The organism is Kitasatospora sp. NPDC032150 (assembly GCF_055579945.1).
In genome coordinates, this window is the sequence record NZ_JBVIMH010000006.1 from 90,797 (window position 1) to 104,155 (window position 13,359).

Genomic DNA, 13,359 nt, shown 5'->3' on the forward strand with positions numbered 1-13,359 from the left:
TTCCTTTTCTCCTCCCCCTTCTTCCCCTTCTTTGTTTTTACGAGCTGCCGCCGCAAAAACCCCTCCCCCGCCTCCGGCCCCCTCCCGGTGGGGCCCCCCCCCCCCCCCCCCCCCCACCCGGCAGCACCACGCGAACGATCGGACCCACCGCCATGCCACGTACCGCCACCGCGACCACCTCCACCGGCGCCCCGCGCGCCGGGCGCCGCGCACTCGGCGCCACCGCCCTCGCGCTCGCCGCCGCCCTCGCCCTGAGCGCCTGCGGCTCCAGCGCGGCGGGCAGCAGCGACGGCGCCGCGAAGGTCGTCCAGCAGACCAGCAACTCCCCGTACAAGGGCAGCGTGCTGGCCAAGCAGTTCCAGAAGCCCGACCTGGTCCTCGACGACACCTCCGGCCAGCCCTTCGACCTGCGCAAGCAGACCGACGGGCACCCCACGCTGCTGTTCTTCGGCTACACCAGCTGCCCCGACGTCTGCCCGACCACCATGGGCGACATCGGCGTCGCGATGGCCTCGCTGCCCGAAGCGGACCGGAAGAAGATCGACGTGGTCTTCGTCTCCACCGACCCCGAGCGCGACACCCCCAAGGTGCTGCGCACCTGGCTGGACTCGATGGGCAAGGACTTCATCGGGCTCACCGGCGACCTGAACAAGGTCAAGGCCGCCGCCCAGACCCTCGGCGTCATGGTCGAGGACCCGATCGTCAACAAGGACGGCACCGTCACCTCCAGCCACGGCGCCCAGGTGCTCACCTTCCTGCCCCCGGACAACAAGGCCCACCTGCTCTACCTGAGCAACAGCTCGGTCGACACCTACAAGCACGACCTGCCGCTGCTGGCCAAGGGGGTGTCCGCGTGACCACCCTCATCGGGCGAGCGGAGGCGGCCGCATGAGCAGGCAGTTCCGCCGCACCGCGCTGATCGGCGCCGGCGTGGCCACCGTCCTCACCGCCGCGACCATACTCGTCGCGTGCGGCACCGGCGGCGACGGCGGCGCGGACGGCCGACAGCCCCGGCTGACCGTCGCCGACTCCTACATCCCGCTCCCCGCCACCCCCGGCGGCATGGCCGCGGGCTACCTGACCGTCAAGAACACCGGCTCGGCCGACGACCAGCTGATCAAGGTTTCCAGCCCCGACGCCAGCTCGGTGACCATGCACCGCTCCACCGACAGCACCATGCAGCAGGTCGGCGCCCTAGACGTGCCCGCCCACGGCACGCTCTCGCTCGACCGGGGCGGCAACCACCTCATGATCATGGGCTGGGATAAGACCCCGGCCGTCGGCGACGAGCTCGAACTCGACCTGACCTTCGCCAAGGGCGACAAGATCTCCGTCCAGGTGCCGGTCAAACCCCTCACCTACCGACCGGGAAGCTGACCGCGACATGTTGAAGAGACTCGGTGCCCTGGTGGCGGCGCTCGGTGCCGCACTGGTGCTGCTGCTCGGCACGGCCGGACCGGCCGCCGCCCACGCCGCGCTGGTCAGCGCCGACCCCGCCCAGAACTCGGTTGTCCCGCAGGCCCCCGCCGCGGTGACGCTGACCTTCAGCGAGGGCGTCTCGCTCTCCGCCGACTCGGTCCGGGTGCTCAGCCCGACCGGGCAGCAGGTCGACGCCGGCAACCCGAGCCATCTGGACGGGAAGAACGACACCGCCCGAGTCTCGCTCAACAGCGGCCTGGCGAACGGCACTTACACCGTCGCCTGGCGAGCCGTCTCGGAGGACTCGCACCCCGTCGGCGGCGCCTTCACCTTCTCCGTCGGTGCCCCCTCCGCCACCACGGTCTCCACCGGCCAGCTCCAGAACGCCAAGGCCGACGGGACGGTCGCCTTCGCTTACGGACTCGCCCGGACCGTCGCCTACGCCTCCTTCGCCCTGCTCGCCGGGGTGGCCGCCTTCGTACTGATCTGCTGGCCCAGGGGCGCGGCCGTGCGCTCGGTGCAGCGGCTGCTGATGACCGGCTGGATCGGCCTGCTGGTCGCCACCGTGGCCGTCCTGCTGCTGCGCGCCCCGTACGAGCGCGGCAGCGGCATCGGCGTGGCCTTCGACCTCTCGTTGGTCCGCGGCACGCTGGAGGAACGGATCGGCACCGCGCTCTCCGCGCGACTGCTGCTGCTCGCGGCGGGCGGGGTGTTCCTCTCGCTGCTGGTGGGGCAGTTGGGGCAGTCGGACGGCTCCGCGGACTCCGTGGAGAACACCGGTGGCCGCGAGGAGACCGCCGAGAGCACCGGCGACCCGGAGGAGGACGAGCTGCACCGCCTGGAACGGCTGGCCGCCGAACGTCCGCAGCGGGACGCCCGACTCGGCCTCGGCATCGCCGGAGTCGTCCTCGCCACCGCGCTCGCCGCCACCTGGGCGGGCGCCGACCACGCCTCCGCGGGCATCCAGGTCTGGCTGGCCCTGCCGCTGGGGATCCTGCACCTGCTGGCGATGGCGCTCTGGCTGGGCGGGCTGGTCGCCCTGGTCGCCGGACTGCGGGCCGGCCTCGCGATCGCCGCCGTGGAACGCTTCTCCAAGCTCGCCCTCGGCGCCGTCTCGGTCCTCGCCGCCACCGGCGTCTACCAGTCCTGGCGCGGCGTCGGCTCCTGGAGCGCACTGCTCGGCACCGAGTACGGGCGGCTGCTACTGGTGAAGATCGGCTGCGTGGTCGCGATGGTCGGCGTCGCCTGGATCTCCCGCGCCTGGGTCGCCCGGCTCCGGGCGGGATCGGCCGCCGAACGTGCCAAGGGTGCCGAGGGTGCCGAGGCCGCCGGCGAGGGCGCTGCCCGAGTGACCGCTTCCGTCAAGGTGCCCACGAGCACCGTGGCCGAGGACACCGCCGAGGACACCGCCGAGAGCACCATCGAGAACGCCGCCCAGGACGGGCCCGAGGCCGCCGACCCCGTGCGGCAGGCGCAGCTGGCCCGGCAGCGGGCGGCCCGGCGGTCGGCCATGGTGCAGCGGGCCCAGGACGGCCCGCCGGCCCGCGCGGGGCTGCGTCGCTCGGTGCTGACCGAGAGCGCCGTCGCGGTGGTCGTTCTGGTGGTCACCACCATGCTCACCAACTCCCCGCCCGGACGGGTCGCCCGGGCCGCCACCGGCGACGCCCCGGCGGCGACCGCGACCGGCAGTGCTCCGGGTACCGCACCCGCGAAGACCGTCGAGCTGAAGATCCCGTACGACACCGGCGGCAGGACCCCCAACGCCAAGGGCACCGCCACGGTGGTCCTCAACCCCGCCGCAACCGGGTCCAACACGGTGAAGCTCAGCCTGGACGACTCCTCGGGCAAGCCCGCCGAGGTGCCCGAGCTGCAGCTGGCCTTCACCCTGCCCGACCGGGACCTCGGGCCGCTGCCCGCCTCCCTCGACTCCGACGGGCCGGGCCGCTGGTCCGGGACGGCCCAACTCCCGCTCGCCGGCGACTGGGTGGTGTCGGTGACGGTCCGCTCCTCGGACATCGACCAGTCGACCGAGGTCAAGTCGCTCAAGATCGGGTGAATGTGTTGACCGAGCAGATGTCGGAACTGTCCGAGGCACCGGAGACGGCGGCGCCCGCCGCCGCGGGCCTCTCCCGCCGCGCCCTACTGGGCAGCGCGGGGGCCGGGCTCGCGGTCGGCGCCGGCGCGGGCGCGGTCGGCGGCTGGGCCGTCGCCGCGCCGCGCGACGGGAGCCGGAGCGACGGCGCCCCGGCTCTCGGCCGGGCATCCGTGCCCTTCCACGGGGCGCACCAGGCCGGGATCGTCCAGCCCGCGCAGGCGCGCGCCCAGCTGGCCGCGTTCGACCTGACGCCTGGCACCGGCCGGGAAGGGCTGCGCCGGCTGATGAAGGGCTGGTCCGAGACCGCCGCGCTGCTGGCGCGCGGGGAGCAGGCCGGGGCGCACGAGAACCAGATCGCGCTGGACGCGGGCCCCTGCACGCTGACCGTCACCTTCGGATTCGGCGCCTCGCTCTTCGACAAGACCGGCCTGGCCTCTCAGCGCCCGCCGCAGCTCGCCCCGCTGCCGGACTTCCCGGAGGACGCAGTCGACCGCTCCCGCAGCGACGGCGACCTCTGGGTGCAGATCGGCGCGGACGACGCACTGGTCGCCTTCCACGCACTGCGGGTCCTCCAGCAGCAGGCCTCCGGGCTGGCGACGCTCCGCTGGCAGATGTCCGGTTTCAGCCGCACACCGGGTGCCACCGACCGCCCCAGGACCCCGCGCAACCTGATGGGCCAGGTGGACGGCACCAACAACCCCCGTCCCACCGACCCCGACTTCGCCGCCAAGGTCTTCGCCGACGGCCCCGGCTGGCTGGCGGGCGGCTCCTACGTGGTCTTCCGGCGGATCCGCATGCTGCTGGACAACTGGGAGAACCTGCCGACGGACCGCCAGGAGCGGGTGATCGGCCGCCGCAAGCCGGACGGCGCACCGCTCTCCGGCGGCACCGAGTCCACCCCCGTCGATCTGGCGAAGCAGAACGGCGACGGACTGCTCGCGATACCCGTCGACGCCCACATCCGGGTCGCCGCACCCGCGTCCAACGGCGGGGCGGCCATGCTCCGCCGGGGTTTCTCGTTCCAGGACGGGCTGCTGCCGGACGGTTCGCTGGACGCCGGGCTGCTGTTCATCGCCTTCCAGGCCGACCCGGCGCGCGGCTTCATCCCCGTGCAGCGCCGACTCGCCCGGGGGGACAGCCTCTCCCGCTTCCTGCGGCACGAGGCCAGCGGCCTGTACGCCGTCCCGCCGGGCGCGCCGCAGGGCGGCTACGTCGGCCAGGCCCTGCTGGAGGGGTGAGCTCTCCCGGGGGCGAGTTCCGGGGCCGGGCAGGCGAACTACCGGGCCCTGGCCTCGGGGCCCGTTCTCGTCGCGGGGCGGCCGTTCACGGAGTGGAAGGCTTCGCCGACGGCCGTCCCGAGTGGCTAAGGTGACAGGTCGAGCACGATCGCGCACACCCCTTTCGCATTTCGCACGGAGGCGTCATGTCGGCCACCCGCTACACCTTTCTCGGGCCCGCGGGCACTTTCACCGAGGCCGCCCTGCGCACCCTGCCCGAGGCGGGTACCCGGGAACTGGTGCCGCTCGCCTCGGTGCCGGCGGTGCTGGACGCCGTCCGGGCCGGGGAGGCGGCCGGGGCCTTCGTCCCGGTGGAGAACTCGGTCGAGGGTGCGGTGACCGCGACCAGCGACGAACTGGCCACCGGCAAGCCCCTGATGATCTACCGCGAGGTGCTGCTGCCGATCGCGTTCGCGCTGCTGGTCCGTCCCGGCACCGAGCTGACGGACATCAAGACCGTCACCAGCCACCCGGTCGCCCAGCCGCAGGTGCGCCGCTGGCTCGCCGCCAACCTGCCGGACGCCCGCTGGGAGTCGGCCGCCTCCAACGCGGACGGCGCCCGGCTGGTGCAGGAGGGCCGTTACGACGGCGCCTTCGCGGGCGCGTTCGCGGCCCCGATCTACGGCCTGGACGTCCTGGTCGACGACATCCACGACGCGGAGAACGCGACCACCCGCTTCGTGCTGGTCGGCCGCCCCGGACGGGTCTCCTCGCCGACCGGCGCGGACAAGACCTCGATGGTGGTCTGGCTGCCGGACGACCACCCGGGTGCGCTGCTGGAGCTGCTGCAGGAGTTCGCGGTGCGCGGGGTGAACCTGATGCGCATCGAGTCGAGGCCGACCGGCGAGGGCCTGGGGAGCTACTGCTTCCTGATCGACTGCGAGGGCCACCTCAGCGAGCGGCGGGTGAGCGAGGCGCTGATGGGCCTGAAGCGGATCTGCCCGCAGGTGCGGTTCCTCGGCTCGTATCCGCGCGCCGACCACAGCACCCCGACGCCGCAGCGGCCCGGTACCCGGGACGAGGATTTCAGCACGGCCTCGGACTGGCTCTCGCGCTGCCTCGACGGACGCGGCGAACTCTGACCCGTCCAGGCGATCCACTCGGTGTGCGCCATGCACACCGATCACCAGTGGTCGTTTTCATGAACAGCACGGAACGATTCGGTGCTGTTCGGTCAAATTGCGTCTTTCTCCAATACACGGACAGTTCACCTGAGCGGTCACGCGGCGTCGACCCCGGAGCGTCGATGGACCCGGCCCATCCACAGGCCTGACCGTTCATCCACAGATCGGCTGACTGCCGAGTTATCCACAGCCCATCCACAGGACTGGGGATGAATCGACAAACCGGCATATCCATCTACAGAGCTGGTCAGATCATCAGCTAGCCAGCAGGACCGACCAATCGGACCAGAGTCACCCTAGAGCCATCAAATCACCCGTCCGAGCGAGCGAATTACCTCGGCCGAGAAGGTGAATCGAGGTTTGAAACCTCAATTCTTCGGTTCATTTTCGCGAGAGCCTGCATCGCTCGCCTGTCCACAGGCTTGCCGAAGAGCCTGTGGACAGTGCCCCCAGGGCCGTCTCCGCGCCTCCTGTCCACAGCGGTTATCCACAGGGTGAGCGGACTTATCCCCAGGTCGGTCCACCGCCCTCGACCACATCGGGCCACACCTGGGGCACCGGCCGCCGTCGGGGCCCGGGCAGCATCCCGGACAGCCGGGCCGACGGCAAACACCGGCACCGGCCGCGCCCGGCCTGACACCCGGCCTGACACCCGGCCTGACACCCGGCCGCCGCGACGCGGCAAAACCGGTTCCTGGGAGCGCTCCCCTCCCCGGTAGGCTGGCCTCGTGATTGACCTTCGCCTGCTTCGTGAGAACCCTGACCGAGTGCGCGCCTCGCAGCGCGCCCGTGGCGAGGACGTCGGCCTGGTCGACGCCCTCCTCTCCGCCGACGAGCGGCGCCGGGCCTCGGGCAGTCGCTTCGACGAACTGCGCAACGAGCAGAAGGTGCTCGGCAAGCAGGTCGCCAAGGCCCAGGGCGAGGAGAAGGCCGCGCTGCTCCAGCGCACCAAGGAGCTGGCCGCCGCGGTCAAGGCCGCCGACGCCGAGCAGACCGAGGCCAAGGAGGAGGCCGACCGCCTGCTCCGCTCGCTCGCCAACCTGATCGACCCGGCCGCCCCGGTCGGCGGCGAGGAGGACTTCGTCACCCTCGAGGAGATCGGCACCCCGCGCGACTTCGCGGCCGAGGGCTTCGAGCCCAAGGACCACGTCGAGCTGGGCCAGATCCTCGGCGCGATCGACACCGAGCGCGGCGCCAAGGTCGCCGGCGCCCGCTCCTACTACCTGACCGGCGTCGGCGCGCTGCTGGAGCTCGCCCTGGTCAACATGGCCATGGCGCAGGCCACCGAGGCCGGCTTCATCCCGATGATTACCCCGGCCCTGGTCCGCCCGGCCGCCATGGACGGCACCGGCTTCCTCGGCCAGGCCGCGGAGAACGTCTACCACCTCCCCGACGAGGACCGGTACCTGGTCGGCACCAGCGAGGTCCCGCTGGCCGCGTACCACATGGACGAGATCATCGACGCCGACCGGCTGCCGCTGCGCTACGCCGGCTTCTCCTCCTGCTTCCGCCGCGAGGCGGGCACCTACGGCAAGGACACCCGCGGCATCATCCGCGTCCACCAGTTCGAGAAGGTGGAGATGTTCGTCTTCACCACGCCGGAGGACGCCGAGGCCGAGCACCGCCGCCTGCTCCAGTGGGAGAAGGACTTCCTCACCGCGCTCGAACTCCCCTACCGGGTGATCGACGTCGCCTCCGGCGACCTCGGCTCCTCGGCCGCACGCAAGTTCGACATCGAGGCCTGGATCCCGACCCAGGGCAAGTACCGCGAGGTCACCTCCACCTCGAACACCACCGAGTACCAGGCCCGCCGCCTGTCGATCCGACTGCGCGAGGAGGGCAGCAAGGTCCGCCCGCTGGCCACGCTGAACGGCACCCTGGTCGCCGTCCCGCGCGTGATCGTGGCGATCCTGGAGAACCACCAGCAGGCCGACGGCTCGGTCGCCGTCCCCGAGGCGCTCCGCCCGTTCCTCGGCGGCCGCGCCGTGCTGGAGCCCGTCAAGTAAGCACCATCGCGCGGTAGTTGGGGAGCAACTTCCGCACGCCCGCAGTAACCCCGGGGAGACGTACGGCAGATGAGCACCACGAGCCACCGACCTGACGTCTCCCCCGGTGGCGACCTGCCCTTCCGGCTGGTCGCCACCGACCTGGACGGCACCCTGCTGAACTCGGCGGAGACCGTCTCGGAGCGGACCCGCGCCGCGCTGGCGGCCACCGTCGCCGCCGGAGCGCTGCACATCATCGTCACCGGCCGCTCGGCCAACTGGGCCCGCCCGGTCTTCGACGCGATCGGCTACACCGGCATCGCCGTCTGCGGGCAGGGCGCCCAGGTCTACCACGCGGGTGAGCACCGGCTGCTCACCTCGCTCACCCTGGACCGCAGGCTCGCCGAGCTGGCGCTGGCCAAGATCGAGGCAGAGGTCGGTCCGCTCGCGGTGGCCGCGAGCCAGGACGGCCTGGACGGTGCCGTACTGGCCGGTCCCGGCTACGAGCTGCAGATCGGCAGCGACCTGCCGATCGCTCGGGTGGCCGCCTCCGAGTTGCTCACCGCACCGATCAGCAAGCTCTACATCCAGCACCCGGACCACGACGACGACGAACTGGCGCAGATCGCCCAGCAGGTGGCGGGCGGCCTGGTCGGTGTGACCGTGGCCGGGACGGGGATAGTGGAACTGCTGCCGGTCGGCCTGAGCAAGGCCACCGGCCTGGCGGTCGCCGCCAACCGGCTCGGCGTGAAGTCCCGGGAGACCGTCGCCTTCGGCGACATGCCCAACGACGTCCCGATGTTCGCCTGGGCCGCGCACGGCGTGGCCATGGCGGGCGCCCACGAGCAGCTGCTGGCGATCGCCGACGAGGTCACCGCCGGCAACGACGAGGACGGCGTCGCGATCGTCCTGGAACGACTCTTCCCGGCCGCTTGCTGAGACCGTCCGCCCGGGCCGTCCGTCCGGCGGTCGGTCGGAAGGGTCTGCGGCCTGACGGCTCACGGCGGTGCCCCTCCCGGATTCCGGGAGGGGCACCGTCGTCGTGTTCAACCGCCGGTCAGCCGTACGAGACGTTGCTGCACGGGTCGTCGTCGGCCGAACGGGCGCCGTTGCTGACGCTGGTCGGCAGCGGGCCCGGGGCCGCGCCCGACCCGCCGGAGGCACCGCCCGCGCCCGAGCCGCCGCCTGCCGCCGCGAAGTCCTTGCCGAGGACCACGTTGATGCCCGCCTTGGAGACCGGCTCCAGCGTGGCGCCGGGGAAGACCGAGGCGACGGTCTGCGCCTTGGCCTTGTCACCGGGGCCGTACTGGACCGAGGTGGTGGCGTGGTCCCGGGTGGCCGCGTTGGTCTTGGTGGTGACGGTGAACTTCGCGTCCTTCAGCTTGGTCTCCGCGGCGTTGGCCAGGCCCGGGGTGGTGGTGCCGTTGTAGATGCCGACCCGGATGCCGGCGCCGTCCACCGAGGCGGGCACGGCCGTGCTCTGGCCGCCGTCCGGGGCGGGGGCCGTGGAGGCGTCGGCCGACGGGCTGGCGCTCGCCCCGCCGCTCGCGTCCTGGCCGTCCAGCGTCCGGTCGGCCTTGAGCGCGGCGAAGAGCTCCTCGGCATCCGGGTGGACCAGGGCGACCCGGGCGCCCTCGTACTTCCAGGGGGCGGTGATGAACTTGATGTCGTGCAGGTCGATGGCCTTCAGCGAGAGCGCGAAGGAGAGCAGCTTGTCCGCCGTCCCCAGGCCCTCGTCGACCGTCAGCGACTTGGTCGCGGCGTCCGCCAGCGGGAGCAGGTTGGTCGGGCTCATGCCCTTGCCCTTGACGTCCTTGATCAGGGCGGAGAGGAACGCCTGCTGGCGCTTCATCCGGCCGATGTCGGAGCCGTCGCCGACACCGTGCCGCAGCCGGACGTAGTCCAGCGCCTGCTGGCCCTCGACCGTCTGCTCACCCTTGGCGAAGATCTGCTTGCCCTTGTGGACGAGGTTCGGGTCCAGGTCGCCCTCGTAGACGGCGTTCGGCAGACAGACCGTGACACCCCCGATGGCGCTGGTCATCGCGGCGAAGCCCTCGAAGTCGACCACCATGGTGTGGTCGACCCGCAGGTTGGTCAGCTTCTCCACGGTGTTCTGGGTGCAGGCCGGGTTGCCCTTGTCGGTGTCGCCCACGGCGAACGCGGAGTTGAACATGACGTTGTTCTCCTCCTTGGTCCACTTGCCGTTCGGCAGCTTGCAGGCGGGACGGGTGACCAGGGCGTCGCGCGGGAACGATATGCCCACGGCGTGCTTGTGGTCGGCGTAGATGTGCAACAGGATCGTGGTGTCCGAGCGCGCACCCGCGTCCCCGCCGCCGCCGAGGTCCTTGTTGGTACCGCCGCGCGAGTCGGAACCGATCAGCAGCACGTTGACCGGCCGGTTGCCGTTGGCGTCGGCGGCACCCGCGTCCGGGCGGTCCTTGCTGACGCCGTCCTGGCCGAAGGTGCTGATGTTGCCGTTGAGCTTCAGGTAGACCGCGCCCGCACCGGCCACCAGCAGGACAAGCGAGGAGGCCGCCACCCAGGCGGTGATCTTCTTCTTGCTGCGCTTCTGTTTGCCGCGCGGCCCGCCGCCGCGGCCCGCTCCCCGGCCGCCGCGGCCACCGCCGTCCCCGTCGTCGCCGCCGTCCCCGTTGCCGCGACGGGCTGCCGCCCGGCCTCCGAGCCTCGGCGCATCCGCGGCCCCGGCCCCGCGACGCGGCCCGGGCACACCGCGCTGAGCGTCCGTACCGAGCCCCGAACCGCCCTGGGCCCCTCCGTCGCGCCACCACTCGGCGTCGTGGCCGGACGCTCCCGCCCGCTGGCCTGACATACCCACACCCTTCACCAGACGGCAGGAACACAGCACACAGCAGACCCGCCGTGTGCAGGAGCAACGCCCGGCGACCGCCGAACGTGCCGTACCACCGCCCCGGATGGTACGCAGCTCTCGCACAGATATACGCAGAAGCTTCAGCGGAGCATATAAAGGCCACATGACGAAGTCACTGCCCGGGCTCCGGATTGCCTGATCCCTCACATAACGGGCGACTTCCGAGCACGCCCGGTCCACGCGGACCTCCTCGAACTACTGGCGGTCATTCGCGATCAGATAGTGGGTTGGAGGACGATCAGCCGATCAGTTGTAGGACAACCAGCTCCCCAGTTGTAGGACAACCGGACAACTACTTGTAGGATGACCGGGCAAGCGGTTTCAGGATGACCAATCGACCCGGAGGGAGCCCCGGCATGGTGACTGCCAGCAACGACGGCCTGCAGGCCGCCGGACGGCGCTCGCTCGTCGACGCCACGATCGAGCAGCTGCGGGAGCAGCTGAGCGCGGGCACCTGGCCGGTCGGCGGGAAGATCCCGACCGAGCACGAGCTGGCCGAGCGGCTGCGGGTCGGACGGAACACCGTGCGCGAGGCGATCCGGGTGCTGGTGCACGCCGGAATGCTGGTGTCGCGCCAGGGTGAGGGGACGTTCGTCCGCTCCACCAGCGACCCGGCCGCCGTGCTGCGCGGTGTGCAGCGCTCCGGCGTGCGGGACGTCCTGGAGGTCCGCGCCGCGCTGGAGACCGAGGCGGCGCGGCTGGCCGCGCTGCGGCACACGCCCGGGGACATCACCCGGATGCGCGCCGCGCTGGCCCGGGAGGCCGAGGTGATCGCCTCGCACCCGGAGCGGGCCGGCCGGGAGGCCACGGTCGAGCACGACCTGGAGTTCCACACCGCCGTGGTGGAGGCCGCGCACAACCCCGCGCTCACCGAGGTGTACCGCTACTTCGGCGCCTCGGTGCACGAGTCGATGCGGACGGCCTTCGGCGACCACGAGATGCCCGAGGTGGTCGTCGCGACCCACGAGGCGCTGGTGGACGCGATCGAGAGCGGTGATCCGGAGCGCGCCGAGGCCGCATGTCGCGAGCTGCTCGCGGAGCCGACGGCCGCCGTGGAGCAGCTGCTCGCCACTATCGCCGCGCGGAAGTAGCGCCCGGTACGACCCGCCGTCCGCGTACGGACGCGGCTGCTGACCTCGTCGGCCCCGGCGCCCGTCCGTACCGCCGCTCGTCCGTACCGCCGCTCGTCCGTACCACCTCCAGTCCGTCCCGCCTCCAGTCTGTCCTGCCCGGACGCCTGTCCTACCCGGACCCCATCGGTCCCTGCCCGGAGAGAAAGCCCGCCATGTCGGTCACCCGCACCCAGCAGCCGGTCACGATCCCAGTAGTCCGTACTCGCACCAAGCTCGCCCACCCCGCGCTGCTGCTGCTCGGCATCGTGCTGGTCGCGCTCAACATGCGCGCCTGCCTGGCCGCCGTCTCCCCGATGGTCGGCGAGATCCAGCGGACCTTCGGGCTGTCCTCGACCGTGAGCGGGCTGATCACCACCGTTCCGGTGCTCTTCCAGGGCCTCGGCGCGCCGCTGACCCCCCGGCTGACCCGGCGCTTCGGCGCGGAGCGGGTGGTGCTCGGCGCGGTACTGGTGCTGGGCGCCGGAGTGCTGCTGCGGGTGCTGCCCTCGGTGGCCGCGCTGTACGCGGGCTGCGTGGTGATCGGTGTCGCGATCGCCGTGCTCAACGTCTCGATGCCCGGCCTGGTGAAGCGCGAGTTCCCGGACCGGGCCGCAACCATGACCGGTGTCTACTCGACCACCATGCTGATCGGCGCCACCCTGGCGGCCGGTTCCTCGGTGCCGCTGGAGAAGGCGATCGGCGGCTGGGCGGGCTCGCTCGGCGCCTGGTCGCTGCTCGCGCTGATCGCGGCCCTCGCCTGGCTGCCGCAGGTGCTGCGCTCCCGTCAGGAGCGGGCGGCGGTGGCCGCCGCGTCGGACGGTACTCGGGCGGCGGTGGCCGCCGCACCGATGGGCAAGCCGATCGAGGGGATCTGGCGCTCGCCGCTGGCCTGGCAGATCAGCCTGTTCATGGGCATCTCCTCGCTGATGGTCTACACCCTGGTCGCCTGGATGCCGACCATCCTGGCCGACCACGGCATGGACCGGAGCGAGGCCGGTCTGGTCTTCGCCTTCAGCAACCTGGTGCAGGTCGCGGGCGCCTTCCTGGTGCCGCTGGCGGCCGGCCGGATGACCAGCCAGCGCGCACTGGCCGTCTCGATGGCGGTGCTCAACGGGCTGGGGATCACCGGCCTGCTGCTCGCCCCGGTCTCCGGTGCCTGGGTCTCGGCCGCGGTGCTCGGTGTCGCCCAGGGCGGTTCGCTCGGCCTCGGGCTGGCCTTCATCGTGCTGCGGACCGGCAGCGCGGCTGGCGCCGCCCAGCTGGGCGGGATGAGCCAGGCGATCGGCTATCTGGTCGCCGCCGTCGGACCGGTCGGTGCCGGTGCGCTGCACCAGGCGACCGGTGGCTGGAACCTGACGCTGGTCCTGCTGCTGTGCCTCGCCGCGGTCGTCGCCGTGGCAGGCTTCGGCGCTGGACGCGACCGCACGCTCTGAGGCGGGTTCCGGGCTTCCGGAAGG

General features: G+C 72.1%; 10 protein-coding genes. 9 read left to right on the top strand and 1 reads right to left on the bottom strand.

Annotated features, from left to right (window positions below; genetic code table 11):
* Positions 1-152 precede the first annotated feature (152 nt).
* The 7 genes from ACZ5ON_RS09770 to ACZ5ON_RS09800 all read left to right on the top strand — a co-directional run bounded on the left by ACZ5ON_RS09770 (position 153) and on the right by ACZ5ON_RS09800 (position 8,839).
* Positions 153-857 carry an SCO family protein gene (locus ACZ5ON_RS09770; RefSeq protein WP_465588207.1) on the top strand — a complete coding sequence of 235 codons (705 nt, stop codon included), beginning with the start codon at positions 153-155 and terminating at the stop codon, positions 855-857.
* A 31-nt stretch (positions 858-888) separates the two neighbouring features.
* Positions 889-1,377: a copper chaperone PCu(A)C gene (locus tag ACZ5ON_RS09775; protein WP_465588210.1), complete on the top strand. Its 489-nt coding sequence runs from the start codon at positions 889-891 to the stop codon at positions 1,375-1,377.
* Between the two features lie 7 nt (positions 1,378-1,384).
* Positions 1,385-3,475, top strand: a complete 2,091-nt coding sequence (locus tag ACZ5ON_RS09780) for a FixH family protein (protein ID WP_465588214.1) — start codon at positions 1,385-1,387, stop codon at positions 3,473-3,475.
* Between the two features lie 5 nt (positions 3,476-3,480).
* The gene (gene efeB / locus ACZ5ON_RS09785; protein WP_465588217.1) at positions 3,481-4,752 is read left to right on the top strand and encodes an iron uptake transporter deferrochelatase/peroxidase subunit; all 1,272 of its coding nucleotides are present in this window, start codon (positions 3,481-3,483) and stop codon (positions 4,750-4,752) included.
* Positions 4,753-4,937: 185 nt separating this feature from the next.
* Positions 4,938-5,873, top strand: a complete 936-nt coding sequence (gene pheA / locus ACZ5ON_RS09790; RefSeq protein WP_465588221.1) for a prephenate dehydratase — start codon at positions 4,938-4,940, stop codon at positions 5,871-5,873.
* A gap of 770 nt (positions 5,874-6,643) precedes the next feature.
* Complete coding sequence (gene serS, locus ACZ5ON_RS09795) at positions 6,644-7,921, top strand: serine--tRNA ligase (RefSeq protein ID WP_465588225.1); 1,278 nt, start codon at positions 6,644-6,646, stop codon at positions 7,919-7,921.
* A gap of 69 nt (positions 7,922-7,990) precedes the next feature.
* Positions 7,991-8,839 carry an HAD family hydrolase gene (locus tag ACZ5ON_RS09800; protein WP_465588228.1) on the top strand — a complete coding sequence of 283 codons (849 nt, stop codon included), beginning with the start codon at positions 7,991-7,993 and terminating at the stop codon, positions 8,837-8,839.
* A 118-nt stretch (positions 8,840-8,957) separates the two neighbouring features.
* Here ACZ5ON_RS09800 and ACZ5ON_RS09805 read toward each other — a convergent pair whose 3' ends face one another.
* Complete coding sequence (locus ACZ5ON_RS09805; protein WP_465588231.1) at positions 8,958-10,730, bottom strand: LCP family protein; 1,773 nt, start codon at positions 10,728-10,730, stop codon at positions 8,958-8,960.
* A gap of 416 nt (positions 10,731-11,146) precedes the next feature.
* Here ACZ5ON_RS09805 and ACZ5ON_RS09810 point away from each other — a divergent pair, with 416 nt between their 5' ends.
* Together ACZ5ON_RS09810 and ACZ5ON_RS09815 are read left to right on the top strand one after the other, a co-directional pair.
* On the top strand, positions 11,147-11,881 hold the full coding sequence (locus tag ACZ5ON_RS09810) for a FadR/GntR family transcriptional regulator (RefSeq protein ID WP_465588234.1): 735 nt from the start codon (positions 11,147-11,149) through the stop codon (positions 11,879-11,881).
* A gap of 194 nt (positions 11,882-12,075) precedes the next feature.
* Positions 12,076-13,335, top strand: coding sequence for a CynX/NimT family MFS transporter (locus ACZ5ON_RS09815; RefSeq protein ID WP_465588237.1), 1,260 nt, complete (start codon positions 12,076-12,078; stop codon positions 13,333-13,335).
* The last annotated feature ends 24 nt before the right edge of the window (positions 13,336-13,359 follow it).

Excerpts from the sequence above, each read along its gene's own strand:
- ACZ5ON_RS09780 (WP_465588214.1), top strand. The coding sequence starts at position 1,385 with ATGTTGAAGAGACTCGGTGCCCTGGTGGCGGCGCTCGGTGCCGCACTG.
- ACZ5ON_RS09815 (WP_465588237.1), top strand. The coding sequence starts at position 12,076 with ATGTCGGTCACCCGCACCCAGCAGCCGGTCACGATCCCAGTAGTCCGT.
- ACZ5ON_RS09810 (WP_465588234.1), top strand. The coding sequence starts at position 11,147 with ATGGTGACTGCCAGCAACGACGGCCTGCAGGCCGCCGGACGGCGCTCG.
- ACZ5ON_RS09805 (WP_465588231.1), bottom strand. The coding sequence starts at position 10,730 with ATGTCAGGCCAGCGGGCGGGAGCGTCCGGCCACGACGCCGAGTGGTGG.
- ACZ5ON_RS09770 (WP_465588207.1), top strand. The coding sequence starts at position 153 with ATGCCACGTACCGCCACCGCGACCACCTCCACCGGCGCCCCGCGCGCC.
- ACZ5ON_RS09775 (WP_465588210.1), top strand. The coding sequence starts at position 889 with ATGAGCAGGCAGTTCCGCCGCACCGCGCTGATCGGCGCCGGCGTGGCC.
- ACZ5ON_RS09800 (WP_465588228.1), top strand. The coding sequence starts at position 7,991 with ATGAGCACCACGAGCCACCGACCTGACGTCTCCCCCGGTGGCGACCTG.
- pheA (WP_465588221.1), top strand. The coding sequence starts at position 4,938 with ATGTCGGCCACCCGCTACACCTTTCTCGGGCCCGCGGGCACTTTCACC.